Raw genomic sequence first — 24,493 nt, 5'->3', positions numbered from 1 at the left:
GAGGAGTCCAAGGTGACTGGAATACGCATGGCAGCGGGATGGGCGCCGGTTCTGCTCGGAGCCGTGCTACTGCTCGCCGGCGGCGCGGCGTCCGCCGACGGAGTGTGTGCCTCCGCGGAGACCACCGCTGTCCACAAAGTGGCCGGGCAGATAGACGATCGCCCGGCTCCGGACGAGACGATCCAGGTGTGCGGTGTGGTGACCGGCGCCTTCCTCGGTGAGGACGGGCTGGACGGCTTCTTCATCCAAAGTGTCGAGCCTGCCCCGGACGGCAAGCCGGCGGGGCTGTTCGTCTATGCCCCCGAGCTGGCATCCGAGCAGCGTGAACGCATCGAGCCCGGCCGGCGGGTCCTGCTCACCGGTCGTGCCGGCGAACACCGCGGGCGGCCTCAGCTCGAATGGCTGGAGGCGGTCCGCGACTGCGGAGAGGCCGAGCTGGCCCCCCATCCCGTGGCGTGGCCGGCGGCCGATCCGGAGCGCCTGGAGGGAGTGCTGGTGCGCATCCGGCCGCCAATGGTGGTCAGCGGCAACCACGAGCTTGCGCGCTACGGTACCCTGAAGCTGACCCCTGAGCGGCGCGCCTTCCGCCCCACCAACTTCCTGCCTGGGCACGGCCCTGACGATCCGGCCCTGATCGCGGGACGCCTGCGTCTGGATGACGGCAGCTACCGGAGCCGGCCCGATCCCATACCCCACCTGGATGCCGACGGCACGCGGCGGGTGGGGAGCCGGGTGACGGACCTGACCGGAGTGCTGACCCACGCCTTCGGCGCCTGGCGCCTGCACCCGACCGAGCCCCCCGGGTTCGAGCAGTCCAACCCGCGACCCGGGTCGCTGCCGTCGCCGGAGCCGGGCACGGTGCGGGTGGCGGCCTTCAACGTTGAGAACTACTTCCTCACCCTGGGGGAGCGCGGTGCGGCCAGCCGGGCAGAACTGCAGCGCCAGCGGGCCAAGCTGCTCGCCGCCGCAGAATCCTTGCACGCCGACATGCTGGTGCTGGTGGAGATGGAGAATCGCCGGGACGCCCCCGAGGACTTCATCGAAAGGCTGGCTGCGGCCACCGGCCACCCCTGGCGCTTGGCCAGCGGCGGGGAGACCGGCAGCGACGCCATCAAGGTCTCCCTGGCCTATCGCGAAGATCGGGTCGAGCCGCTGACCGGGACCGTTCGTGATGCCCGGGGCGTTCATCACCGCCCGCCGCCGCTGGCCGCATTTCGACCCCGTGGGGGTGGGGATCCCTTCGCCGTGACGGGCATCCACTTCAAGTCGAAAACCCGTTGCCCGGATGCCGGGGACGTGGATCGAGGCCAGGGGTGCTGGAACCGGCGCCGGACCGAGCAGGCCGGAGCGCTGGTCGAGTACCTCGAGCGCTGGCGCAGTGAGCGCGACGAGCTCCTGCCGGTGCTGATCGCCGGCGATCTAAACGCCTACGGCGGCGAGGATCCGGCGCGTGCCCTGGCCGCGGCGGGCAAGGTGGATCTGCTCGCCGAGCACCTGCCATGGCCCGAGCGCTACACCTACGTCTTCCGTGGTGAATCGGGCTACCTGGATCATCTGCAGGCCCACCCGGCGCTGGCCGGGCGCGTGGCAGCGGTTCACCGGCATCCGATCAACGCCGACGAACCGCGCTTTCTGGAGTTCGACAGTGACCCGCAGCGCGTCCGCGACGACGCCTACCGCTCCTCCGATCATGATCCTGTCGCCGTGGACCTCGAGAAGGTCGAATAGATGCCCGGCTCAGGCGGCGGGCCTGCCCGGGGTCGTGTAATCCCCCCGGGGGTGGATGTCGGGCCGGGTACGTGAACATCCACCGGGTTTCCCTGTATCTTGTCGCGATGGACCGCGAAGAGCTCCAGCAGACCCTCACCGAACTCCGCCACGACCTGCTCGGCCTCGACGGCGAGGCGGCCCGCCTCCGGGATGCCCCCTGGCTGCCGCCCTGGGAACGGCTTCTGCGCCGTATGGACGGGCTCATCGCCCGCCTCGAGCGCGAGGATGAGCCCCTGCTGGTGGTCTTCGCCGGCGGTACCGGTGCCGGCAAATCCACCCTGGCCAACACGCTGGCCGGCTCGGCGGTGGCCGCCACCAGCGCGCGCCGGCCGACCACCTCGGTGCCCACGGTGATCGGACGCCCCGGCGATCTGGATACGGTGCTGCGCCGCGGCGTCCTGGCCGCGGAGGCCGAACGCGCCGCTCTGCGCACGGCCCCTCTGGAGTCGGTGCCGGAGGGCCTGGTGGTGGTGGATGCGCCGGATGTGGACAGCGTCGAGACCGCCAATCGCGCCGCCACCGAGCGCCTGCTGGAGGTGGCCGATGTCTGGGTCTGGCTGGCCACCGCCCGCACCTACGCCGACGAGGCGGGCATGGTCTATCTGCGCCAGGCGGCGCAGCTGGACGTCTCGACCCTGGTCGTGCTGACCCAGGCCAGTGATGCCGAGGCGCACGAGATCCTCCCCGACCTGGCCGAGAAGCTCGACGCCGCCGGCCACCGCACCGTCGAGACGGCGCACCTGCCCACGGCGCCGGTCTCCGGCGAGCGCCTGCCCGAGTCGGTGGCCGGGCCGGTGCTTGAGCGGATCCGCGCCCTCGCCCCGGCGGAGCAGCGTGCCGCCCATCGGCGCCGTACGGTGCTCGGTGCCGTGCGCTATCTGCCGGCAGAGGTCGACGCCCTGCTTGAGGCGGTCGATTCGGAGCGCGCTGCGGCCCGCGGTTTGGCCGCCACCGTCGAAGAGGACTACGCCGACGTCCCGCAGCGCGTGCTCACCCAGCTCCACGAGGGGGAGCCCTTGCGCCGGGAGGTGCTGCGCCGCTGGACCGAGCTGGTCGGCAGTGGCTGGCTGCAGCGCCAGCTCCATGCGGCGGTGGGTCAGCTCTCGCCGCGGCGCTGGTTGGCCTGGTTGCCGCTGGGCCGAGGGGGGCGTCAGGTGGAGCAGGAGGCCAAGGAGGAGGCCCGCGCTGGTATCGCCGAGATGCTGCACACGGTTCTCGAGCAGACCGCTGCCGGCGTGGAGAGTGCCTGGCAGCAGGAACCGGTGGGTCGTGCCATCTTCGCCCGGGAGCCGCGTCCGCGTGCCGCAGGTTCAGTCGCCCGGCGTGCGGATGCCGAGGCGCTGGTGGCGGCCTGGGAGCAGCAGGTCGCCGAGCACGTGGCCACCATCGGTCGGGCCAAGCTCAGCTGGGCCCGCCGGGCAACCACCGGCATCAATGCCACCTTCACCAGCGCCGTTCTGGTCCTCTTCACCCTCAGTGGCGGCCTGAGCACCGGCGAGCTGGCCCTGACCGCCGCAGGTTCGACCACGACCCACACGGTCCTCTCGCGGATCCTCGGCGAACGCAACGTCCATCAGCTCATCACCGATATCCGCGAGGATCTCCACAACCGGGTCGCCGAACTCGCCGAGTCCGAGGCGCAGGTCTACCACCGGTTACTGACTGTGGCAGCCCCGTCGCCGGAGGCGGTGGATGCGGTGCGGGCCCGGCGGGATGCGCTGGCGGGGGTGCTGTGATGCGTCGGCTGGGCTCGAGCAGCAGCGGCGTCGCCACGCGTGGGACGAGCGACGTGGATACCGGCCTGGAGACCCTGGAGGCGCTGCATCGCCTCGGTGCCGGTCGCCTGCCGCCGACGCTGGTCGACGAGATGGCGCATGTGCAGGGACGGGCCCGGGAGCGTCTGGCCCGCTCACGGGATCATGTCGTGATCGCCGTGGCCGGCGGGACCGGCAGTGGGAAATCCTCTTTGGTGAATGCCCTAGTGGGCGAGGAGGTCTCTGCCCCGGGGGTACGCCGGCCGACGACGGATCACGCGGTGGCAGTGACCGTGGTCGAGGATGACCGGGTCGCAGCGCTGCTCGACTGGCTACAGGTCTTCGAGCGGCGTAGCGTGCCGGATGGTCGCGGACGCAGTGATCTGGATGGTGCGGTGCTCCTCGACCTGCCCGATATGGATTCGGTGGTGCAGGACCACTGGGCGGTGGCTGAGCGGCTGATCGAGCGCTGCGACCTGCTGCTGTGGGTTGTCGATCCGCTCAAGTATGCCCACGCGCTGGCCCATGAGGGGTACTTCGCCCGCCTGGCCCATCACGCCGAGGTGCTGATGGTCGCCCTGAACCATGCCGATCGTCTCACCCCGTCGGATCGGGATGCCTGTCTGGAGCACCTGCGAGAGCTGCTCGGCCGCCAGGGCCTGCAGGCGGTGGAGCTGCTGGCCACGGACGCGGTCGGGGGCGAGGGCGTCTCCCGGCTGGCCGAGCGGATCGCTGCCCGGGTGCGTGAGCGCCGCGCGCCGCTGGAGCGTCTCCGTGCCGATGTCACCGAACTGATCAGCCGTAGCGCGGCGTGTCTACCCGATCCCGAGCGCCTCGAACTCGACGGCGAGAGGCTGGTGACGGCCCAGCGCCAGGCGGTGAACGAGGCCGAGCTGCTTGCCGGTGCCGCCGGAGCCTATCGTCAGGCCGGCATGCGGGCCGTGGCCTCACCGCTGAAGCGGTTGCTCGGCGCGCTGTTCTCGGGCCTGCGCGGGCGTCCCGCGGTCACGGCCGTCGCCACCTCGGCGCTGCCGCGGCCGAAGGTTGCCGAGCCGCTGCTGCGTGACGGCCTGTTGCAGGCCATCGAGCCGGCCGCGGCGCGGTTGCCGGAGCCGGCTGCAGAGCGGCTTCGCAGCCTGGCAGTGACTGCAGCGGTGCCGCGCGCCGGCGAGCTGCGGGGGCGATTGGGCGAGCTGGCCTGGTCGCCCCGTCCGCGCCTCTGGTGGCGGGGGGTGGGGGCCTTACGGGGCGCCAGTGAGGCCGCCGCGCTTTTCGGCGGGCTCTGGCTGGTCACGCGGGGAGGTGCCGAGTGGCTGGCCTTGCCGAGCGTGCCCGCGCCGGCGGTGGCGGGTGAGATCAGCTGGCCCTTTGCCCTGCTCGCCGGCGGCAGTGTGGCCAGCCTGCTGCTCGGCTGGTTGGGGCGCGCACTGCTCGGGCCCGGAGGTCGGCGCCACGCACGGCGGTTGGCCGGGCAGCTGGCCGAGGCGGTGGCGGGGGCCGATGGGGGGGCGATGGCCGACGTGCACGAGGAGTTGGCCAGTTGCCAGCGCCTGAGCGCCCGGACCCGCAGCGCCGCCACCGAGGTGGCGGCGTCGGGGCGCCGGTGAGGGCGGCTGCGGGTCAGTCGAGGAGCGGGTAGGTGCCGTTCTCGTCGTGTACCTCGCGGCCAGTCAGGGGCGGGTTGAAGACGCACATCAGGCGCAGCTCCTCCTCGGCGCGCAGGTAGTGCTTCTCGTGGCCGTCGAGGCCGTACAGCATGCCCGGCTCGATGGTGTAGGTTTCACCGCCGACGACCTCGATCTCGCCCTTGCCCGAGATGCAGTAGACCGACTCAAGGTGGTTGGCGTACCAGATGAACATGTTAGTGCCGGCCTTGATGATGGTCTCGTGGAACGAGAACCCCATCCCGTCCTCCTTGAGGATGATCCGGCGGCTGATGAATTCATCGGTCTCGACCTCGCGGTCGGAGCCGATGATGTCCTGCATGTGACGCACGATCATGGTTGACCTCGCTTACTGGATGGGCCGGGCGACGGAGGGCCCGGTGCACTCGGTTCGTTGATGAGGGTGGGGGAGATGGCCGGCGGCGACCCGGGCCGCCACCGGCCGGGTACGGTTCAGGCCAGCCCGCGGCGCTGCATCGCCTCGCCGAGGGCGCGCTCGATGATCGCCAGGCCCTCCTCGAGGTCCCGGTCCTCGATGATCAGCGGCGGCAGGAGCTTGAGCACATCGTCCTCGGGGCCGGAGGTCTCGATGATCAGCCCGTGCTCGAAGGCGATCTCCGAGATCGTGCTGGCCAGTTCCTTGTCCTTGGTGAAGCGAATCCCGCGCATCATGCCTCGACCGCGGTGTTCGCCGCCGGCGCGGGGGTACTTGTCGATCAACTCCTGCAATGCCTCGTAGATGCGACGGGCCTTGCGCTCGGTCTCGCGCTGCAGGGTGTCGTCGCTCCAGTACAGTTCCAGGGCGCGCTTAGCGGTCACGAAGGCCAGGTTGTGGCCGCGGAAGGTGCCGTTGTGCTCGCCCGGCTCCCAGATGTCGTGCTCCGGCTTGACCAGGGTCAGCGACATGGGCAGCCCGTAGCCGCTGATCGACTTGGAGACGGTGACGATATCCGGCGTGATGCCGGCCTCTTCGAAGCTGAAATACGGTCCGGTGCGGCCGTTGCCGGTCTGGATGTCGTCGACGATCAGTAGCAGGTCGTGCTTGCGGCAGAGCTCTTCAAGGCCCTTGAGCCACTGCATGCTGCAGGCGGCCAGGCCGCCCTCGCCCTGGACCGTCTCGGTGATGATCGCCGCCGGGTGGTCCACACCGCTGCCCTTGTCAGCCAGGAGCTTGTCCATGTACTCCAGCGTGTCGACGTCCTGCCCGAAGTAGCCGCAGTACGGCATGCTCTCGCTGTAGGTCAGCGGGAACCCGGCGCCCTTGCGCTTGAAGGCGTTGCCGGTGACCGCCAGGGAGCCGACGGTCATGCCGTGGAAGGCGTTGGTGAACGAGACCATGCGCTGACGGCCGGTGACCTTGCGGGCGATCTTCAGCGCTGCCTCGACGGCGTTGGTGCCCGTCGGCCCGGGGAACTGCACGCGGTAGTGCATGCCGCGCGGCTCAAGGATGAGCCGGTGGAAGGTCTCCAGGAACTCGGCGCGGGCCACCGAGGCCATGTCCAGGCTATGGACGATGCGGTCGTCCTGGAGGTACTCGAGTAGCGGCTTTTTGAGCTCCGGGTTGTTGTGCCCGTAGTTCAGCACGCTCGCCCCGGCGAAGAAGTCCAGATAGCTGTGGCCGTCGGTGTCGTAGACCCGCACGCCGCTGGCCTTGTCGAACGGTTTGGGGAACGTGCGGATGTAGGAGCGCACGACCGACTCGTGCTGCTCGATGGTCTGCATTACATCAAGGGTCATGGCGTCTTTGCCTCGGTTGTGACTTGCAATGGATTGGGCGGTCTGCGGCGCCCGGCGCCGCAGACTTAGCGAATGGGGGCGATCCGGTAGTGCTCTTCGGACTCATGGCCCGGCGGGAAGTGATCTTCGCGGAAGTATTCGCTGACCTGAATCTCGGCTCCGTGCTCACGGGCGATGGCTGTGAACAGGCCGCGGGAGGCCGCGTTGGAGGGCGATATGGTGGTCTCGAGGACGCGGGCATCACGGGCGCCCGGGGTCTCGAGGAAAGCGCGCACTAGGCGCTTGCCCAGTCCCCGACCCTGGGCGTCCGGGGCGATGCCGATCTGCCAGAGGAAGACCGAATCGGGCCGCTGCGGCAGGCGCAGGCCGGTGACGAAACCGAGCAGGGCGCCGTCTTCTTCGGCCACCACGCAGGTGTCCGCGAACTCCGTGCAGAGGAGCAGGTAGAGGTAGCAGGAGTTGACGTCCAGGATGCCGGTACGCTGGACCAGCTGATGGATGGCGGCGCCGTCTTCCCGCTCGGGCGGACGAAAGACGATGGATGGTTCTTCGGACAACGAGCTGCGCTCTTGTTCGCAAGATTCGCATTAATTACAGCAGCCGCCCGGGGGGCGGTCAAGCGAGGTGGTCCCGGCGCCGTCGCGGCAGCGCCCGGGTCGTCGGGGGCGTCGATCAGCGGTATATTGCCCCGTCGCAAGGCCCGCAGAAACCGTCGGCGCCCCCGCCGCTGGGGCGCGGGCAGCGCAGGAGGGATGGGATGACACAGACCGTCATCGTTGCCCTGGAGACGGCCCCCGAGGGGTGCTCGGTGGCCGTCTACCGGGACGGTGATATCTTCGAGCACAGTGAAGAGGCCCCGCGTCGGCACACGGCGCGGCTGCTGCCGATGCTCGAGGCCGTGATGGCGGAGGCCGGTATCCGTGGCGAGCAGGTCTCGGCGGTGGCCTTTGGCCAGGGACCCGGGGCCTTTGCCGGGGTGCGCCTGGCGGCCTCTTCGGCCCAGGGGCTGTGCACGGCGTGGGGGGTGCCGGCGCTGCCGGTCTCCACCCTGGCCGCCCTGGCCGAAGGGGCCCGCCGCCGACACGGGGCGGGGCAGGTGCTGGCGGCCCTGGATGCCCGCATGGGGCAGGTCTACTGGGGCAGCTACCGCACCGTGGGGGGCACGGGGGTGGCGCTGGCGGGGGGTGCCGAGGCCGCCGATGCGCCGGAGGACGTGGACGGCGGCGGCACCGACTGGTTCGGGGTCGGGCGCGGCTTCGCCGCCTACGCCGGGCGGTTGCCGGACACCGGTGCCGGCTGTGACCCCGAGGCCCTGCCCGAGGCGCGCGACCTGTTGCCGATGGCGCTGGCCGCCTGGCAGGCCGGTCGCGCCATTCAGGCCGAGACGGTGCGCCCGGTCTATCTGCGCGAGGGGGTCTAGACGCGCGCTACTTATACCGGTCGAGGCAGTCCAAAAAGCCTTCCGCCAGCTGTTCAAGCAGCTGGAAATACGCCTCCGGTCCCGGTTCCAGGCCGGCCCCCAGGGGGTCGAGTTCGCCGGCGCGGGCATCCAGGCCGCGGACCAGCGAGCGGACGATGGCCGGCTGGAACTGCGGCTCGCTGAACACGCAGACGGCGTCCAGCTCGCGGATCTGTGCCCGCAGCTCGTTGAGATGGCGCGCCCCCGGGGGCTGTTCGGGGTGGATCGTCACCGCGCCGACGGCCTGGAGGCCGAAGCGGCGCTCAAAGTACTGATAGGCGTCGTGGAAGACAACGTAGGGGCGCCCGCGGACGGGTTCCAGGCGCTCGCTGAGCTCCGCCTCGAGCGCCGACAGGCGCTGCTTCTGCGCCTCGGCGTTGTCGCGGTAAGTGTCCGCGTGCTCGGGGTCCAGCTCGGCCAGCCGTTCGGCCACCGCGGCGGTGATCTGTTGAGCGTTCTGCGGATCCAGCCAGATATGGTAATCGGTGCGGTGGGCCTCTTCCGCGCCGTGGTCGTGCCCGTGCCCGTGCTTGTCCCAGGCCTCGCCGTCGCGGCCGCCAAGCAGGCGAATGCCGTCGATGTCGGCGGCGACCAGCACGCTCTCCGGGTCACCGCGAGCATCCAGGGCACGCTCCAGGAAGGCCTCCATGTGCGGGGAGATGTGGACGATGAGATCGGCATTGCGCACGGCGCGGGCCTCAGAGGGGCGCATGGCGTAGGTGTGCGGCGAATCCCCGGCCGAGAGCAGGAGCTCCGGCTCGCTGACCCCCTCGGTTACCCCGGCAACGAGGCTGTGTAGGGGCTTGATCGAGACGACCACCTGCGGTGCCGCTGCGGCGGATCCGGAGGCCAGCAGGGCGAGGGCGGTCAGGATGGCGGAAAGCGCTCGCATGGGTCGAATCCCCGGGATTTCTTCATGGAATCGTTATGTTATACAATACCAAAATGCGCAACAACGGCGAACACGACATGGCCCGCTTGCACCGCCCGCTGGTAACGGGTTTCCCCGGCGACGATCACGATCACGGCGTTTGCCGCGAGACGGTCCTGGCCACAGCTGATGCCATCTGTCGCGGCCGGGGTATGCGCTTTACGCGGTTGCGGCGTCGGGTGCTGGAGCTGATCTGGGACGAGCACCGTCCGGTCAAGGCGTACGAGCTGCTCGATCGCCTGCGCGCCGAGCGCACCGGTGCAGCGCCGCCGACGGTCTATCGCACCCTCGACTTCCTGCTCCAGGAAGGGCTGATCCATCGTGTCGAGTCGCTCAACGCTTACGTCGGTTGCGGCGATCCGGGGCATGTCCACCCCGTGCAGCTGCTCGTCTGCCGCTCCTGTGCTGCGGTGGCCGAGCTCGCCGACGACGACGTGGCCCAGCTGCTCCGGCAAAAGGCCGGGCAGCTTGGGTTTCAGGCCGATTCCGCCGTGGTTGAACTCGAAGGTGTATGCCCCCGGTGCAGCGGTTAGCCATGCAGGCGTCCGGTCCATCCGCGTTGATCCGTCTGCAGGACGTGGCCGTGGCCTTCAGCGGGCGTTCGATCCTGCAGGATGTCAGTCTGGACGTCGTGGCTGGACGGATCACGACGCTCGTCGGCAACAACGGCGCCGGAAAGACCACCTTGTTGCGGGTGGTGATCGGGCTCACGCATCCGTCTGCAGGGCAGGTGCGGCGGGCATCCCGGGTGCGCATCGGCTACGTGCCGCAGCACTTCTCCGTGGACGTCAACCTGCCCATTACGGCGCGGCGGTTCATGGCGCTGTCCGGGCGCGCGGACGCCGCCCGTTGGCAGGAGGTCGTGGCGGACACCGGCGTGGCGGGGCTCCTCGATCAACCCCTGCAGGGGCTCTCCGGCGGCGAGATGCGCCGCATCCTGCTCGCCCGTGCGCTGCTCCAGCACCCCTCGGTGCTGGCGCTCGATGAGCCGGCGGCGGGCCTGGACGGGCGCAGCCAGGGAGCCCTCTATCGGCTGATCGGCACGCTCCGGGATCGCTACGGCTGTGCCGTGGTGGTCATCTCCCACGACCTGAACCTGGTCATGGCGGCCAGTGACGAGGTGCTCTGCCTCGAGCATGGCCGGATCGCTTGCCGCGGTGCGCCGGCATCGGTGATCGAGCACCCGGAGTACCAAAAGCTCTTCGGTTCTCACCTGGGGCCGGATACCGGGGTGTTCCCTCACGACCACCATGATCATCCGGCGCACGGCCCGGCGGGAGGTGACCGTGGATGAATTCATCCTCACCGCGCTGGCCGCCGGCCTGGGCCTGGCCATGGTCGCCGGACCCCTGGGTAGCTTCGTGGTCTGGCGGCGGATGGCCTACTTCGGCGAGACCCTGGCGCACTCCGCGTTGCTGGGCGTGGCCCTGGGGTTTCTCTTCGGCATCAACCTCAACCTCGGCATCCTGGTGGTGTGTGTCGTTGTGGCGGTGCTGCTGGTCGTTCTGCGCCAGTACCAGCGGCTGGCCAGCGATACGGTGCTCGGCATCCTGGCGCACAGCTCCCTGTCCCTCGGGCTCGTTGCCATCGCCTTCATGGAAGGGCTGCGCGTCGATCTGATGGGGTATCTCTTCGGCGATATCCTGGCGGTGACGCCCACAGATCTCTACTGGATCTACGGCGGTGGGGTGCTGGTACTCGCCACCCTGGTGGGTATCTGGCGGCCGCTGCTCAGCCTCACGCTGCACGAGGAGATGGCGCGGGTGGAGGGGGTGCGCGTGCTGCCGGTTCAGCTCGTCTTCATGGCCCTGGTGGCGGCGACCATCGCCCTGGCCATGCAGATTGTCGGCATCCTGCTGGTGATCTCCATGCTGATTATCCCCGCTGCCGCGGCGCGGGCCTTCGCCCGGACCCCGGAGCAGATGGCGGTAGTAGCGGCACTGATCGGCGCGCTGGCGGTGCTGGGGGGGTTGGCCGGATCGTTCCGTTGGGATCTGCCCACCGGGCCGGCCATCGTGGTCAGTGCCACGGCCCTCTTCGCGGTGGTGACCAGCGTCCGGGGTGCGGTCGCTGCCCGTCTCTAGTTACGCGAGTCGCCGTACAGCGCCTGCGGGTCGACCTGGGGCGGCTCGCTGACCACCAACCGGTCGCCCTGCACCACGTTGTAGAAACAGGTGCGCCGCCCCGTATGGCAGGCCGGTCCCTGCTGGTCCACCCGCAGCAGGAGGGTGTCGCCGTCACAGTCGAGACGCAGCTCGCGCAGATACTGCACCTGCCCCGAAGATTCGCCCTTGCGCCAGAGCGTCCCGCGCGAACGGGAGTAGTAACAAACGCGGCCGGTCTGTAGGGTTTCCTCCAGGGCTTCCCGGTTCATCCAGGCGAGCATCAGCACCTCGTTGCTGTCGTGCTGCTGAGCGATCGCTGGCAGGAGGCCGTCGGCATTGAAGGGCAGGCTGTCGAGCACTGCCGACCAGTCCAGGCCGTCTCCCGGGCGAGCTGTCTCATTCTGTTCGATCATGGGGGGAGAGGATACAGACTGGAGGCGAGCGGCTGAAGCCGGCAAGCTGGATGGAGCGAGCAACAGGAGGAGTGCCTAGCCGTGTCGGATCCGATCAGTACCCTGGATGCCCACCGGGCCCTGGCCGAGGCCCTGAAGGACCCCGCCTGCTACCCGTGGCCGGTGCACAGCGTCGAGCGCATCGAGACCCACATCTCCACGGTGCTGCTCGCCGGGGATTACGTGGTCAAACTCAAGAAGCCGCTGGACCTTGGCTTCCTGGACTTCTCTAATCTGGAGCGACGCCGCTACTTCTGCGAAGAAGAGATCCGCCTTAACGGCCGGCTGGCCCCGCAGATCTACCTGCGCCGGGTTCCGATCGTCGGCACTCCCGGCGAGCCGCGCGTCGACGGCGACGGCACTGTGCTGGAGCACGCCGTGCTCATGCGCCGCTTCCCCGAGAACGAGCTGATGAGCCGCTTGCTGCGCGAGGGGCGCCTGCCCGCCGACGCCGTCGAGCGGCTGGCCGAGACCGTGGCGCGCTTCCATGCGGGGCTGCCGGCAGCCGGGGAGGAGAGCGAGTACGGCACCCTGGAGGCGGTGGCCGAGCCCATGCGCGCCAACTTCCGGGCCCTGGAAGCGTTGCCGGCGGCGGCCGCGCTGCGCGCCGAGCTGCGCGCCCTGGAGCGGTGGACCGAGGCGCAGCTGCAGCGGCTGGAGCCGCTGATCCTCCAGCGCCGCGCCAACGGCTCGGTGCGTGAGTGCCATGGCGATCTGCACTTGGGTAACGTGGCCTGGCACGACGACGCGCCCATCATCTTCGATGGCATCGAGTTCAATCCGGCCCTGCGCTGGATCGATACCGCCAGCGAGATCGCCTTCACTGTCATGGACCTGGATTTTGAAGGTGCCCGGCGGATGCGGTATCGCTTCCTTGACCGCTACCTGGAGCACAGTGGCGACTACCAGGCTCTGCCGCTGCTGCCCCTCTACGCCGTCTACCGGGCGCTGGTGCGGGCCAAGATCAACGGGCATGAGGCCGAGCAGGGTGCCGGCTGTGCCGCCCGGGAGGCCCTGGCCGAGCACGTCCAGCTGGCCCATGGATACACGGCGGCGCAGACGCCGGAGCTGGTGATCACCTACGGGCTGTCGGGTTCCGGCAAAAGCACACGGGCCCGTCGCCTGGTCGAGGAGCGGGGATTCGTGCGTCTGCGTTCGGATGTCGAGCGCAAGCGGCTGTTCGGCCTGGATCCGCGGGCGCGCTCCGACTCCGCCCTGGACAGCGGGTTGTACACCCCGGAAGCCACGCAGCGCACTTACGAGCGGCTGCAGGAGCAGGCTGAGCGTGCGCTGGAGGCCGGGTTTTCGGTGGTGGTGGATGCGGCGTTCCTCAAGGCCGAGCGGCGTCGGCCCTTCCTGGAGCTGGCTGCGCGCACCGGTTGCCGATTCCGTATCCTGCATGTACGGGCCGACGAGCAGACGCTGCGCGAGCGCCTGCGCAAGCGACTGGCCGAGGGGCGTGATCCCTCCGAGGCTGATGAGGCGGTGCTCGATGCGCAGCTGCGCACGGCCCAGCCGCCGTCCGGCGAAGAGGCGGCCTTCGTCGAAACCGTCGACGCGGACGGGTAAGATAGCCGGCCTTGCCCTGAGCCGGACCGAGGAGCGAAATGTCAGGAATCCCCAGCCAGCCCGGTGAGCCGGTGACCGATGTCGCTCAGCTTGCGGAACATCTCGAACGCGGAGCCCGGCCTCCGGAGCAGTGGCGGATCGGCACGGAGCATGAGAAGTTCGTCCACCATCTGGAGGACTTCAGCCCGGTCCCCTACGAGGGTCCGCGCGGTATCGGTGCCTTCCTCGAGGGGCTGGTGCGTTTCGGCTGGCACCCGGTCCGCGAAGACGGGCGGATCATCGCCCTCAAGCGCGAGGGGGGCGCCTCGGTCAGTCTCGAGCCGGGCGGGCAGGTGGAGCTCTCCGGCGCCCAGCTCGAGACCCTGCATGAGTCCTGCGTCGAGGTCCGCGAGCACCTCCAGCAAGTGGATACCGTGGCCCGCGAGCTGCAGATCGGGTTTTCCGGCTTCGGGTTCCACCCGGTCTGGCGACGCGAACAGATCCCCTGGATGCCCAAGGCCCGCTACGGCGTCATGCGCCGCTACATGCCGCAGGTCGGCAGCCTGGGCCTGGACATGATGCTGCGGACCTGCACGGTCCAGGTGAATCTGGACTTCTCCAGCGAGGCGGACATGGTCCGCAAGTTCCGTGTCGGCCTGGCGTTGCAGCCGATCGCCACGGCGCTGTTCGCCAACTCGCCGTTCACCGACGGCCGCCCCAACGGCTACCTGAGTTACCGCAGCCGGGTGTGGGAGGACACCGACCCGGATCGCTGCGGCATGCTTGGCTTCGTCTTCGAGTCGGGCATGGGCTTCGAGCGTTACGTGGACTACGTCCTCGACGTGCCCATGTACTTCGTCTACCGCAACGGGCAGTACATCGACTGCGCTGGCGAGTCCTTCCGCGACTTCATGGCCGGGCGGCTGCCGCAGCTGCCGGGCGAGCGGCCCACGCTCAGTGACTGGGACGACCACCTGACCACCCTCTTCCCCGAGGTGCGCCTGAAGCAGTTCCTGGAGATGCGCGGTGCCGACGGCGGGCCGTGGCGCGGCCTGTGTGCGCTGCCGGCGCTGTGGACCGGGCTGCTCTACGACGATGCGGCCCTGGCTGCCGCCGAGGCGCTGATCCGCGACTGGAGCGTCGAGGAGATCGTCACCCTGCGTCACGAGGTCCCGCGCACGGCGCTCGACACCCCGTTCCGTGATACCACGGTGGGGGTGCTGGCGCGGGAGGTGCTGACCATCGCCAGTGACGGGCTGCGCAATCGCCAGCGCCTGGATCAGCGCGGGCGGGACGAGCGCCGCCACCTGGAGCGGCTCTGGGAGATCGTCGACGCCGGACGGAGCCCGGCGCAGGAGTTGCTCGATGCCTACCACGGGCGTTGGGGCGGCTCGCTCGATCCGGTCTTCACCGAGTACGCCTATTAGCGAGCCAGGGGGCAGGGCTATGGAGACGGACCCGCGGGCGATCGTTGAACGCTACCTGCAGGCCCTTGAGGAGCGCGACTACGAGGCGGCCCGGGCGTGTCTTGCGGATCAGGGCTTCAGCTATACCAGCCCCATCGCCGCTTACACCCGGGCTGAAGACCTGCTGGATCACGCCATGATCGGCGGCTCGATCGTCCAGCAGCGCCAGGTGGTCAAGTGCTTCGTTGACGGTCCCGACGTCTGCCACATCCTGCGCTACTGCATCCAGCTCTCCGACAAGCAGCAGATCGACCTGGCCCACTGGGCGCGCGTCGAGCAGGGGCGGATCGTCTCCATCCTGGCCATCTTCGACGCCCACGCCTACTGGACCCTGTTCGAAGAGCCCGAGCCGAGGCAGAACCCTTGCAGATTGACCTAGCTGCGGCACCGACCGACCCGGGCGCCTACGACGCGCGCAAACGCCGGCTGGCGGAGACCTTCACCAAGCTCTACCTGCGCGGTGCGTGGCGGCCTCTGGACCGGTTGGTGCGCCGGCTACACGCGGCCGATGCGGCGGCGGTGTTCGCCGAGCTGCCGGTCGCGCAGGTGGTCGATACCCTCCAGGCGGTGAGTCGCCCCCGTCACGCGGCGCGGATTGTCAACGAGATGCCCCAGGCGCTGCGCCATCAGGTCGTCGAGGCCTTGCCCCGCGAAGAGCTGGCGGAGCTGCTGGAGAATTTTCGACCCGATGAGCTGACGGACCTGATCCAGGCCCTGCCGGAGGATCGGCGCGAGCATCCGCTCTCCGCGCTGCCCGCTGACAGCCGCGACGAACTGGATAGCCTGCTGGCTCACGATCCCGGGGCCGCCGGTGGTCTGATGACCACGGAGTTCTTTGCCCTGCACGAGATGGTCACCGTGCGCGAGGCGATCGATGCCCTGCGGGGATACTCCGATGCCGAGATGGTCTTCTATCTCTTCCTGACCGACGAGGCCGGCCACCTGACCGGGGTTATCTCGCTGCGCCAGCTGCTGCTCGCCCGGGAGGACGCCCAGGTGGCAGAGTTCATGAGCCGGCGGGTCATCCGCGTGCGCACCGACACCGAGGAGGAGCAGGTCTCGCGGCTCTTTGATAAGTACCGGCTGCTCGCGCTGCCGGTGGTGGACGAGGCGGATGTCCTGGTGGGCATCGTGACGGTCGACGACATCATCGACGTCATCGGTGAGTCCACCACCGAGGACATGCTCCGCATGGCCGGTACCCGGCAGTCGGAGATGCTCACCGACTCGGTCTTCCGGATCGCCGGGGTGCGCCTGCCCTGGTTGTTCGCCGCCTTCCTCGGCGGGTTGGGGGCGACGGCCGTGATCGGGCAGTACGAGGACATCCTCGGCCAAGTTATTATCCTCAGCGCCTTCGTGCCCATCATCATCGGCATGGCCGGTAATGTCGGCGTCCAGTCCGCCACGGTCACCGTCCGCGGCCTGGCCACCGGCGCGATCCATCTGCGCGATACCCTGGCCATGGTCTTCAAGGAGCTGCGGGTGGGGTTGTTGCTGGGTGCCTTCTACGGCGTGATCCTCGCCCTCTACGGCTTGTGGATGTACGACAGCCTGCAGCTCGGTCAGGTGGTCGGGCTGACCATCCTCACCAACATGGCCGGCGCGGCGCTGTTGGCGGTCTCCCTGCCGATGCTCTTCGTGCGCTTGAATGCCGACCCGGCGGTGGCGACCGGGCCTTTCGTCACCACCGCCATCGACGTGCTCGGGGTGCTCAACTACTTCTTCATCGCCAGCCTGATCTACGGCCTGTAGGCGGCCCCGCGCCGGGATGACGCGGGTACTAGCGCTCGTCCCCCGGTCCGTAGGACACTACCGGGCGTTGCCCAGGCTCCCGGGGGAGCGCAGCGCAGGTCGTGTCGATGTCGGGCCGCAGTCTCTATACCCTGATGTACGTGGTGGCCACGGCCATCTGCGTGGGGATCAGTGTCTACCTCTCGTACTACGGCTACTACAGCCACTTGCAGGAGCTGGCGATCTTCTTTGCCGCTCTGCTCGGGATCTTCCTCTTCGGCACCGACATGTTGCTGCGCCGCTTCCGGCTCGAGGGGCGCAGCCCGCTCAAGCCGCTGGCGTTCTTTGTCATCATCGCCTTCTTCAGCGGCGCGAGTAACTACAACTTCCTCTACACCAACTTCATGGAGCGGGACATGGCCGAGCGCGTGGTCAGCGACCAGTTCTCGGTCTTCCGCGACGACCTGACCGCCACGCGCAGCGCACTGGCCGACGCGCCGATCATCGAGCAGGTGGCCGAGCAGCGTCGCGAGCTGGCCCGCTCGCTGGACAACCTGGACACCCAGATCAACGATCCGCTGCGCCCCGGCTGCGGGGCGCGCTGCCGCGAGCACATCGAGCAGATCCACGATCAGCTCGGCGGCGCGCCGACAGAGCTCGCCGTGCCCTCGCCGGATGCCGGCGCCGAGGCCAACGAGCGCTGGTACGAGCACTTCCGCGAGGCGGTCATCAGCGACTTCGAGAACGGCGTCGTGCCCGAGGCGTACCACCGGACCCGGGAGCTGATCGGGCAGATCGACGGCCTGCTCGAGCGCTACGACGACCCGTACCGCGCACTGGCCGAGGAGCTCGAGCGGCGGGAGCGAGCCCTGCTGGAGCGCCGAGACTTCGAGATCATTGCCACCCTGCGCACCCACTCCCGCGAGGTGCAGCGCCGCGCCAACGTGCTTCTGCCCGAGGCGGATCAGGTGCAGCACCGCGTCATCCGTTCGGAGCTGGATAAGCTCGGCGAGATCCCGATCAGTGTGCGCGACGGCTTCATCGACCGCCCCAACCCCGGGGTGACGGCGGTCTCGGTGATCCTCGGGGTGTTCGTCGACGTGGCCCCGGTGCTCTTCGCCTGGCTGATCTTCGCGCCCGCGTCAGCCGGTGCGCGCGGTGGCGGTTCCATCGGTCGGGGGCGTAATCGGGTGGCGACGCGCTAGCGGGCAAGGAGGGGGAAACCGTGGTCGAACCCAAGGAGTCACGCTGGCAGCTGCGGCGCTACTACGAGCGCCGCCCGGAGCAAGAGCCGTCGGCCGAGGAGGGCGGCGAGCAGGAACCGTCCTCGGCCCCCACCCCGTGGCCCTCGCCGGAGGAGCGCCTGGCCGCCGACGTGGAGCCGGTGCAGCGTGGCGCGCTGATCGACGACAACATCGACCAGCGCCAGGGCAATTACCTGATCTCCTTCGGCTTCCCGGGTTCCGGCAAGACCACCTTCCAGTCCTTCCTGGCCTACTACGTCACCCACATCGGCCCCTTCGAGGCCCAGCCGCTCATCGCCCCGGAGCAGAGCGTCCAGGGCTGGGAGCCGATGGCCATCTTCAACGAGTGGATGCGCATTTGGGGCCAGGGACGCTTCCCCCCGGCAAACCCGGTGGACGAGGGCGACATCCGCGAGCTGAGCTTCCGGGTCCGGCCGCTGCAGGGTACTGGCGAACCGGTGGATCTGAGCTTCCTCGAGGCCTCCGGTGAGCTCATGACCCAGGTGGTGGCCGACCGGGTGCGTGACCCGGCCATGATCGAGACCCTCAGCCGCTACTTCGCCAACGAGCAGCTGCGGCTGATCCTGGTGTTGGTGGTCGACCCGGAGCACGGCGAGGAGAACGACATCCTCTTCCAGAACCTGCTCGCCTTCCTCGATCTGCACTTCCCGGCCCTGCGCGGGCGCACCTCGCTGGCGGTACTGGTCTCCAAGCCGGAGCAGGCCCTGCGCCGGCTGCAGGAGCGCGATGAGCACTACCGCCGTTACGAGGAGCTCAGCGCCGACGCCTGCGAGGCCTTCGTGCAGCGCTTTGCGCCGCGCACCTACCGCATCCTCGACGGCTGGACGGACCAGGATCGGGTGCAACTCATGGCGCTGCACCTGGGCACGGTGACCGACGGCGAGCACGGGCCGCGGCTGCAGGAGCCGGACTACGACGACATCCGCGACATCTTCGCCTGGATCTACGGCCAGTTCGGCGGCGGGCGGATGGGCCCGACCTGGTGGCAGCGCATCCTGGAGTGGCTGCGCCTATGAGCGAAGCGGCGCCGACGATCCTCGGCCGCTGCGCCTTCGCCACCGTGCGCGGACTCACCGTCCATGGCAGCGGCGCCCTGGCCGGGCTGTCCGGGTTCCCCCAGGCGGTGGAGTTCCGCGGCCGCGGTGGCGACGACCACGCCCTGCCGGCCGCCGGGGAGCAATTGGTCTTCCGCCGCGTGGTGCGTTACCAGGACGGCGCCGACCCCGAGCGCGGTGGTCGCCTGGATCTGATCGGTACACTGGTCCGCCGCCTGGATGCCAGCCGTCGGGTGGGCTATGCCGGCGCCTGCGTGGCGGTGGCCCACCGCGACCTGGAGGCGTACGCCGCGGCCCTGGACGAGGCGCAGGGTCTGGTCCGCCAGGTGGACGAGGTCCTTGCCGAGGGCAGCGCCGCGCGCTGGTCCCGGGAGGCCCGCGGCGATCGGGAAGCGGGCCGCCGGCGCTTCGCGTTCGAGGGCCGCGGCGCCGGTCGCGTGCTTTGGCTCCACCGCGGCACCGCCGCCGAGGCCGATCCGGCGCTGGTCCCGGAGGCCCTGCGCCAGCTGGCCTGGCTGGATGCCTACGCGCTCACCGGGGTGTTGATCTTCCCGGCGGCACGGCCGGGCTCGCGCGCCGTGGACAGCGACCTGATCGCCGGCTTTCGGCGCGCCAAGCAGCAGGAGATCGAGGGCGTGGAGGCGGGCTTCCGGGCCGAGTTCGAGCGCCGCCTGGCGGAGATCGAGTACGAGTACCAGGCCGCCACCCGGGCAGCGTCGCCGCCGCAGCCCCGCGGCGACGACTAGGGCACCACCAGCACCGGGAGCTGCACGGCCTCGATCAGCGAGCGGGTGTCGTGTTCGGCTAGCAGGGCGCTGCGGCGGCTGATGATCAGCTTGTCCACGGGGGCACGGCTCAGGTGCCGGGCCAGGGCGGTCGGCGATCCGGCGGGCGTTAGCCACTGGGCGTTGGGGCAGTGTCGGGCCGCCCAGGCGCGGGCCGGGTCGTCGCCGTCGGGTAGGGGAGCCGCGTGGTCGGGGATGAACCGGGCCAGGATCTCACCCTCGCCGAGCAGGGCGGCGGCACGGGTCAGCGTCCGGACGCCCGGCTCGCCGGATTCGACGACCACGGCCACGCCGTGCCCCGTGCGGGGCTGCAATGGCCGCTCGAAGACCATCACCGGCCCCGGTGTGCCGAAGACGATGGCGCGGGCCGTGGAGCCGATGCGCAGCCCGCGGGCACGGGCGTAGCCCACCTTGCCCAGGACCAGCAGATCATCGCGGTTAACCAGGCTCAGGGTCTCGCGGACGACCCCGCCCCGGCAGACCTCCAGGCGGTAGTGCACGCCCCGGTGCCGGCCAGTCTGCGCCAGCGCCTTGCGGATCGCCTCGGCACGGGTGCGCATGCGCTGCTCTTCGATGCCGGTCTCCAGGGGGCGGACGGCCCCGGAGAGACCCATCTCGCGGGCCCAGGGGTACCCGGCACAGCGCAGCAGCGCCTCCTCCTCGACGAAGATCGCCAGCAGCTCGGCGCCGAGCTGGGCGGCCAGCTCGGCGGCCGCCTCCAGCGCCTCCAGACTGGCCCGCGAAGCATCCAGCAGGACGACTACCCGGCGCGGTGACCCCTGCTCCGGCATGCGCTCAGTCATCGTCATCCTCCGCGGCCTCGTCCGCATCGCCCCCGCCGCGCCGGCGCTGGCTCCGGGCGAATGCCTCCAGGCGGTCGGCCACGGCGCGGTTCACCGACCCCTGCGGGTACGCACCGGCATCATCCCAAACGCCGGCGGGCCGGCCGGTGAGCAGCTCCAACGCCTCATCCACATGGCTCAGCGGGTAGATGTGGAACTGCCCGGCGGCCACTGCGTCGCGCACCTCCTGGCGCAGCATCAGGTGCACCACGTTGCTCGCCGGCAGCGCCACCCCCTGCCGGCCGGTCAGCCCGCGCCGCCGGCAGACCTCGAAGAAGCCCTCGATCTTCTCGTTCACCCCGCCGACGGCCTGCACCTCGCCGAGTTGGTTCACCGAGCCGGTGACGGCGATGCCGTGATCCAGCGGGACGCGGCCGATAGCCGAGAAGAGCGCGCAGAGCTCGGCCACCGAGGCGCTGTCGCCGTCGATGCCCCCGTAGGACTGTTCGAAGGCGAGGCTCGCTGAGAGCGACAGGTCGCCCTCCGGGGCGAAGCGGCTGGCGAGAAAGCGCGAGAGGATCATCACCCCCTTGGAGTGGATCTTGCCGCCGAGCTTCGCCTCGCGCTCGATGTCCACCAGCTGCCCGCGCCCGGGGCGGGCGGTGGCGGTGATCCGCGTCGGCCGGCCGAAGCCGAAATCGCCCAGCTGCAGGACCGAGAGCCCGTTGACCGAGGCGGTGTGGTGCCCCTCGGTGTGGATCACCAGCGTGCCGCGCTCGATGGTCTCCTGGCTGCGATCGCGGATGCGCCCGGCGCGACGCTCTTGGGCGGCGAGGGCGCGCTCGATGTGGTCTTGGCCGATAATCTCGGCGCCGTCGCCGGTGGCGTAGTGATCCGCCTCCTGCAGCAGATCGGTGATGGCCCGCCCGCCGGCGGCCAGCCGCTCGCTGTCATCGGCCATGCGGCTGCCGTGCTCGATCACACGGGCCGCGGCGAAGCGGTCCAGGTGGCGTAGACGGCGCTGGCGGACCAGGGTGGCGAGCATACGGGCGTAGAGCTGCTGGGTCTCGGCGTCCCGGGGCAGGTCGTCCTCCAGGTCGGCCTCGACCTTGAACAGCTCCGGGAAGTCCGGGTCGTAGGCCGAGAGCAGGTAGTAGACCATCCGGTCGCCGAGCAGCACCACCTTGGTGCGCAGCGGCATCGGTTCCGGCTCCAGGGTGACCGTGGTCCAGAAGCCGTGGACCTGCTCCAAGGACTCGATGCGCACCTCGCCGGCGGAGAGCGTCCGTTTGAGCGATGGCCAGGCCAGCGGCTGGGTGAGGATGCGGTGGGCATCGACGATCAGATAGCCGCCGTTGGCCTGGTGCAGCGAGCCGGGGCGGATCAGGTTGAAGTCCGTGAGCAGCGCCCCCTGGTGCACGTGATGCTCCGTGCGGCCCACCAGCCGTTGGTGGGTGGGCATGTCCTCGTAGACCACCGGCGCGCCGTCGGCCGGGTCGTGGGCGAGCAGCAGGTTGGCCCGGTAGCGGCCGAGGATGTACTCCACGTGGTCTTGCTCGCCGGAGCGGAAGGCGTCCACGTGCTCGATGATGTCGTTGCGGACGGCGTCCAGGTGGGCGGCGGCCAACGGCAGCTCGCCGTAGCGCTGGCGCAGCTCCTGGATGCGCTGGCCGACCGCGAGCAGGGTCATCTCCTCATTGAGCTTGCGGACCTGCTCCTGGATCTCCTTGCGCCACTTGGGGATCTGCTTGACCACCGACTGCAGCCGCTCCTGCAGGAACTCGATGGCCTCCTGATAGCGCCGGCGCTCCTCCTCGGGCAGCTGCTGGAACTGCTCCGGCTCGATCACCTCGCCCTCCTTGACCGGGGCGAAGCTGAATCCCGAGGGGGTCTGCAGCAGCGTGACGTCGTACTGCTCCGCCTCCTTCTGGATCGCCTCGAAGGCCTCGCGCTGGCGGCGGTTGAGCTGCTGCTGCAGCTCCTGCAGCCGGTTCTGGTACTCGTCGCTTTCGAAGGTGGCCGGGATGGTGCTGCGCAGCTCCTCGATCAGCTGCTCCAGATCGTGGCGCCAGCGCGCCCCCTGGCCCGGCGGCAGGCGCAGCAGCCGCGGCCGCGTGGGCTCCTCGAAGTTGTTCAGGTAGCACCAGTCCGAGGGCGTCGCCTCGCGCGCGGCACGCTCGGCCAGCAGCCGATGGACCATCTCCAGCTTGCCGTCGCCCTCCGGCCCCATCACGAACAGATTGAAGCCCGAGGCGCGCATGCTCGCGCCCAGATCCATCGCCTCCAGGGCCCGCTCCTGCCCGGGCGGGCGGTCCATGGCCGAGAGCTCCTCGGTGGTGCGGAAACCGAGCTGCTCCGGGTCACAGACCCGGTAGAGGCGCTCCAGTGAAAGGGGCTCGGGTGCAGCCATGCTCATCTCCCATCCCTGCCGTCATTGATGCGTCGCACCGACAGCGTAGCGAAAAGCGGGGTGGGGTGGCAGGCGGGGGCCGTCTGCCAGTTCGGCCGAAAGGCGGTGAAAACCAGACGGATCGCGGAGGAGCCGGTTTGGGAACCGGGGGGATCGGTTAAGGTTCCTCGATCGGTTCTTCCGGTCGCTCGGCCGAGGCGGGCTCCTGGTCGGCTGGCTCGCCGGCCGCCAGGCACTCGCGGAACGGTTTGATGCCCGTTCGCTCGATGGTCTGGCTGATCGACTCCGTCGGGTCAGACCGCAGGGCCAGACAGGCCCCAGCGCAGGCGCTCGGGTCGGTAGGTATTGGCATCCAGCGAGCCGGCGGCATAGTCCCGGGTCTGATCCAGGAAGGTGGCCAGCTCCTGCGCGGCTAAGCGCTAATCGATCTGTGTCTGTATGGCCTGCTCCACCGCATCCATGTGCCGGTACAGCGAATCCGGTGTGTCGATCGTAACGCGCTGTACCGGGTCGGTAAGGAGTTCAACGGTCTTCTTGCGAGGGCCGAACTTGAGCCTAGCAATCCCTTTGCGGAGGTTTCCGTCCACGAGTACCGAGTTGTAGGTCTTTCCATCCCGCAGCGCGAGCCGTGATGGATCCATCCTACGCGCCGCAATGGCCTTGAGGACACGAAAGACCTCCTGCTCTTGCTCCGTGACGCCGGGCTCGGCCTCCTCCTGCGACTTGGTTGACTGCGTCGAGGTCCCCGCGTCCTGCTCTCCTTTGCGGCGCTCCTCGTTGTCTTGGCTGATCCGGTCCATCGCCTGTTTGATGTGGCTGTTGACGTACTCTTTCATGTATTCGCGGATCGCCTTCTGCGTGATGGATCGGAACTCTTCCATCCGGCTTTGGGTCAAGCGCCCCCGAAAGACGTCCCGGACCAAGTGACGGACGAAATCGTCAGAAGGGTCGTCCAGCTCCCGCGCGAGGACCGCCTTGACGTTGTTGGTGTACTTCAGGTGTTCAGCGCTGTCGGCCACTTGCTCTGGATCAAACTGCGACTTCTCGAAACGCTGCAGCTCTGCGAGGACCAGGTCGGAGTCCGAGAATAGATCGACCCGCATGAAGGGTTCGGAGTCCATCTTGTTCGGCTCATCCACGTCCGAGTAGAAGAGGTACTCCCGCCCGTTGGTGAGGATGGCGAACTTGGCGTTGGTCACCGAGAAGTATCGGTACAGCTGGCCGTTGTGCGCCGTAAGCGACTCCCCGGGCGCTTTGCACTCGATGAGGATGGCAGGGGTACCCTTCACCTTCAGCGCTACGTCGACCTTTTCACCTTTCTTGGTGCCGACGTCGGCCGTGAACTCTGGAACAACCTCCGCGGGGTTGGTGGTGTCGTAACCCAAGTGCCGTAGGAAGGGGAAGACGAGGGCCAGCTTGGCCTGGTCTTCAGACTCTACATGCGGTAGCGCCTCCTCTCGTTCCTTGATAAACGTGCGTAACCGCTCCACAAAGCTCATGCATTCCGCTCCTTGTGCAGTCCACCCTCGGCGTCGGTCGGCCGTTTCTTCCGCCCGTGGTCGCCCTCGGTGGCTTGATC

The 24,493-nt window shown here is 69.3% G+C and carries 22 protein-coding genes; 14 read left to right on the top strand and 8 right to left on the bottom strand.

The window, feature by feature from the left end:
• The first annotated feature begins 12 nt into the window (after nt 1–12).
• From LRG07_RS00695 to LRG07_RS00685, 3 genes are all read left to right on the top strand, one after another.
• Nucleotides 13–1,728, top strand: coding sequence for an ExeM/NucH family extracellular endonuclease (locus LRG07_RS00695; RefSeq protein ID WP_238641570.1), 1,716 nt, complete (start codon nt 13–15; stop codon nt 1,726–1,728).
• 107 nt (nt 1,729–1,835) lie between these two features.
• Complete coding sequence (locus LRG07_RS00690; protein WP_201171391.1) at nt 1,836–3,506, top strand: GTPase; 1,671 nt, start codon at nt 1,836–1,838, stop codon at nt 3,504–3,506.
• Nucleotides 3,506–5,131, top strand: coding sequence for a GTPase family protein (locus LRG07_RS00685; protein WP_238641569.1), 1,626 nt, complete (start codon nt 3,506–3,508; stop codon nt 5,129–5,131). The genes LRG07_RS00690 and LRG07_RS00685 overlap by 1 nt, the downstream gene beginning before the upstream one ends.
• Before the next feature lie 13 nt (nt 5,132–5,144).
• Here the strand turns inward: LRG07_RS00685 and LRG07_RS00680 are convergent, their stop codons facing one another.
• From LRG07_RS00680 to ectA, 3 genes are all read right to left on the bottom strand, one after another.
• Nucleotides 5,145–5,525, bottom strand: coding sequence for an ectoine synthase (locus LRG07_RS00680; RefSeq protein ID WP_201171379.1), 381 nt, complete (start codon nt 5,523–5,525; stop codon nt 5,145–5,147).
• 116 nt (nt 5,526–5,641) lie between these two features.
• The gene (gene ectB / locus LRG07_RS00675; RefSeq protein ID WP_238632541.1) at nt 5,642–6,925 is read right to left on the bottom strand and encodes a diaminobutyrate--2-oxoglutarate transaminase; all 1,284 of its coding nucleotides are present in this window, start codon (nt 6,923–6,925) and stop codon (nt 5,642–5,644) included.
• A 65-nt stretch (nt 6,926–6,990) separates the two neighbouring features.
• Nucleotides 6,991–7,482, bottom strand: coding sequence for a diaminobutyrate acetyltransferase (gene ectA / locus LRG07_RS00670; protein WP_238632540.1), 492 nt, complete (start codon nt 7,480–7,482; stop codon nt 6,991–6,993).
• 200 nt (nt 7,483–7,682) lie between these two features.
• On the opposite strand from ectA, the gene tsaB reads away from it, so the two are divergent.
• Entirely contained in the window at nt 7,683–8,345 is a 663-nt protein-coding gene (gene tsaB, locus LRG07_RS00665; RefSeq protein ID WP_238641568.1) for a tRNA (adenosine(37)-N6)-threonylcarbamoyltransferase complex dimerization subunit type 1 TsaB, read from the top strand.
• A gap of 7 nt (nt 8,346–8,352) precedes the next feature.
• Here tsaB and znuA read toward each other — a convergent pair whose 3' ends face one another.
• A complete protein-coding gene (gene znuA / locus LRG07_RS00660) occupies nt 8,353–9,276 on the bottom strand; it encodes a zinc ABC transporter substrate-binding protein ZnuA (protein ID WP_238641567.1) in 924 nt (307 codons plus the stop codon).
• A gap of 35 nt (nt 9,277–9,311) precedes the next feature.
• Here znuA and LRG07_RS00655 point away from each other — a divergent pair, with 35 nt between their 5' ends.
• The 3 genes from LRG07_RS00655 to znuB are packed head-to-tail and all read left to right on the top strand — an operon-like array spanning nt 9,312 to nt 11,399.
• The gene (locus tag LRG07_RS00655) at nt 9,312–9,848 is read left to right on the top strand and encodes a Fur family transcriptional regulator (protein ID WP_274519762.1); all 537 of its coding nucleotides are present in this window, start codon (nt 9,312–9,314) and stop codon (nt 9,846–9,848) included.
• Between the two features lie 2 nt (nt 9,849–9,850).
• Nucleotides 9,851–10,609, top strand: a complete 759-nt coding sequence (locus LRG07_RS00650; RefSeq protein ID WP_201171351.1) for an ATP-binding cassette domain-containing protein — start codon at nt 9,851–9,853, stop codon at nt 10,607–10,609.
• Nucleotides 10,566–11,399, top strand: coding sequence for a zinc ABC transporter permease subunit ZnuB (gene znuB / locus LRG07_RS00645; protein ID WP_207189713.1), 834 nt, complete (start codon nt 10,566–10,568; stop codon nt 11,397–11,399). The genes LRG07_RS00650 and znuB overlap by 44 nt, the downstream gene beginning before the upstream one ends.
• Here the strand turns inward: znuB and hisI are convergent.
• The gene (gene hisI, locus LRG07_RS00640) at nt 11,396–11,833 is read right to left on the bottom strand and encodes a phosphoribosyl-AMP cyclohydrolase (RefSeq protein ID WP_201171338.1); all 438 of its coding nucleotides are present in this window, start codon (nt 11,831–11,833) and stop codon (nt 11,396–11,398) included. The genes znuB and hisI overlap by 4 nt on opposite strands.
• An 81-nt stretch (nt 11,834–11,914) precedes the next feature.
• Between hisI and LRG07_RS00635 the strand changes: the two genes are divergently transcribed.
• The 7 genes from LRG07_RS00635 (at nt 11,915) to LRG07_RS00605 (ending at nt 19,683) form a co-directional block, all read left to right on the top strand.
• Nucleotides 11,915–13,441, top strand: coding sequence for a bifunctional aminoglycoside phosphotransferase/ATP-binding protein (locus LRG07_RS00635; RefSeq protein WP_201171333.1), 1,527 nt, complete (start codon nt 11,915–11,917; stop codon nt 13,439–13,441).
• A gap of 38 nt (nt 13,442–13,479) precedes the next feature.
• On the top strand, nt 13,480–14,847 hold the full coding sequence (locus tag LRG07_RS00630; protein ID WP_201241740.1) for a glutamate--cysteine ligase: 1,368 nt from the start codon (nt 13,480–13,482) through the stop codon (nt 14,845–14,847).
• A gap of 19 nt (nt 14,848–14,866) precedes the next feature.
• Nucleotides 14,867–15,265, top strand: a complete 399-nt coding sequence (locus tag LRG07_RS00625; protein ID WP_201241741.1) for a nuclear transport factor 2 family protein — start codon at nt 14,867–14,869, stop codon at nt 15,263–15,265.
• Nucleotides 15,250–16,638 (top strand): magnesium transporter, encoded by a 1,389-nt coding sequence (mgtE, locus tag LRG07_RS00620; protein WP_238641566.1) that lies wholly within the window; start codon nt 15,250–15,252, stop codon nt 16,636–16,638. The genes LRG07_RS00625 and mgtE overlap by 16 nt, the downstream gene beginning before the upstream one ends.
• 107 nt (nt 16,639–16,745) lie before the next feature.
• Complete coding sequence (locus LRG07_RS00615) at nt 16,746–17,822, top strand: hypothetical protein (RefSeq protein ID WP_238641565.1); 1,077 nt, start codon at nt 16,746–16,748, stop codon at nt 17,820–17,822.
• A gap of 20 nt (nt 17,823–17,842) precedes the next feature.
• Nucleotides 17,843–18,898 (top strand): hypothetical protein, encoded by a 1,056-nt coding sequence (locus tag LRG07_RS00610; RefSeq protein WP_201171314.1) that lies wholly within the window; start codon nt 17,843–17,845, stop codon nt 18,896–18,898.
• Nucleotides 18,895–19,683: a hypothetical protein gene (locus LRG07_RS00605; protein ID WP_201171312.1), complete on the top strand. Its 789-nt coding sequence runs from the start codon at nt 18,895–18,897 to the stop codon at nt 19,681–19,683. Before LRG07_RS00610 ends, LRG07_RS00605 begins: the two co-directional genes overlap by 4 nt.
• On the opposite strand, the gene LRG07_RS00600 is transcribed toward LRG07_RS00605, so the two are convergent.
• The 3 genes from LRG07_RS00600 to LRG07_RS00590 all read right to left on the bottom strand — a co-directional run bounded on the left by LRG07_RS00600 (nt 19,680) and on the right by LRG07_RS00590 (nt 24,413).
• Nucleotides 19,680–20,525 (bottom strand): universal stress protein, encoded by an 846-nt coding sequence (locus LRG07_RS00600; RefSeq protein ID WP_201171310.1) that lies wholly within the window; start codon nt 20,523–20,525, stop codon nt 19,680–19,682. The two genes, LRG07_RS00605 and LRG07_RS00600, sit on opposite strands and share 4 nt — an antisense overlap.
• Nucleotides 20,518–22,914, bottom strand: a complete 2,397-nt coding sequence (locus tag LRG07_RS00595) for a Lon protease family protein (RefSeq protein WP_238637113.1) — start codon at nt 22,912–22,914, stop codon at nt 20,518–20,520. Before LRG07_RS00595 ends, LRG07_RS00600 begins: the two co-directional genes overlap by 8 nt.
• A gap of 419 nt (nt 22,915–23,333) precedes the next feature.
• On the bottom strand, nt 23,334–24,413 hold the full coding sequence (locus tag LRG07_RS00590; protein ID WP_201241747.1) for a type I restriction endonuclease: 1,080 nt from the start codon (nt 24,411–24,413) through the stop codon (nt 23,334–23,336).
• Nucleotides 24,414–24,493: the final 80 nt, after the last annotated feature.

Source organism: Halorhodospira sp. 9622 (genome assembly GCF_022228025.1).
Lineage (GTDB): Bacteria > Pseudomonadota > Gammaproteobacteria > Nitrococcales > Halorhodospiraceae > Halorhodospira > Halorhodospira halophila_A.
Note: the sequence above shows the minus strand (reverse complement) of the source record. Positions and strands in the feature narration are given on the sequence as shown.

Bases quoted from the DNA above. Each gene is read 5' to 3' on its own strand.
- LRG07_RS00690 (WP_201171391.1), top strand. From the start codon at position 1,836: ATGGACCGCGAAGAGCTCCAGCAGACCCTCACCGAACTCCGCCACGAC.
- LRG07_RS00685 (WP_238641569.1), top strand. From the start codon at position 3,506: ATGCGTCGGCTGGGCTCGAGCAGCAGCGGCGTCGCCACGCGTGGGACG.
- LRG07_RS00680 (WP_201171379.1), bottom strand. From the start codon at position 5,525: ATGATCGTGCGTCACATGCAGGACATCATCGGCTCCGACCGCGAGGTC.
- ectB (WP_238632541.1), bottom strand. From the start codon at position 6,925: ATGACCCTTGATGTAATGCAGACCATCGAGCAGCACGAGTCGGTCGTG.
- tsaB (WP_238641568.1), top strand. From the start codon at position 7,683: ATGACACAGACCGTCATCGTTGCCCTGGAGACGGCCCCCGAGGGGTGC.
- znuA (WP_238641567.1), bottom strand. From the start codon at position 9,276: ATGCGAGCGCTTTCCGCCATCCTGACCGCCCTCGCCCTGCTGGCCTCC.
- LRG07_RS00655 (WP_274519762.1), top strand. From the start codon at position 9,312: ATGTTATACAATACCAAAATGCGCAACAACGGCGAACACGACATGGCC.
- LRG07_RS00650 (WP_201171351.1), top strand. From the start codon at position 9,851: ATGCAGGCGTCCGGTCCATCCGCGTTGATCCGTCTGCAGGACGTGGCC.
- znuB (WP_207189713.1), top strand. From the start codon at position 10,566: ATGATCATCCGGCGCACGGCCCGGCGGGAGGTGACCGTGGATGAATTC.
- hisI (WP_201171338.1), bottom strand. From the start codon at position 11,833: ATGATCGAACAGAATGAGACAGCTCGCCCGGGAGACGGCCTGGACTGG.
- LRG07_RS00630 (WP_201241740.1), top strand. From the start codon at position 13,480: ATGTCAGGAATCCCCAGCCAGCCCGGTGAGCCGGTGACCGATGTCGCT.
- LRG07_RS00625 (WP_201241741.1), top strand. From the start codon at position 14,867: ATGGAGACGGACCCGCGGGCGATCGTTGAACGCTACCTGCAGGCCCTT.
- LRG07_RS00615 (WP_238641565.1), top strand. From the start codon at position 16,746: ATGTCGGGCCGCAGTCTCTATACCCTGATGTACGTGGTGGCCACGGCC.
- LRG07_RS00605 (WP_201171312.1), top strand. From the start codon at position 18,895: ATGAGCGAAGCGGCGCCGACGATCCTCGGCCGCTGCGCCTTCGCCACC.
- LRG07_RS00600 (WP_201171310.1), bottom strand. From the start codon at position 20,525: ATGACTGAGCGCATGCCGGAGCAGGGGTCACCGCGCCGGGTAGTCGTC.
- LRG07_RS00595 (WP_238637113.1), bottom strand. From the start codon at position 22,914: ATGGCTGCACCCGAGCCCCTTTCACTGGAGCGCCTCTACCGGGTCTGT.
- LRG07_RS00590 (WP_201241747.1), bottom strand. From the start codon at position 24,413: ATGAGCTTTGTGGAGCGGTTACGCACGTTTATCAAGGAACGAGAGGAG.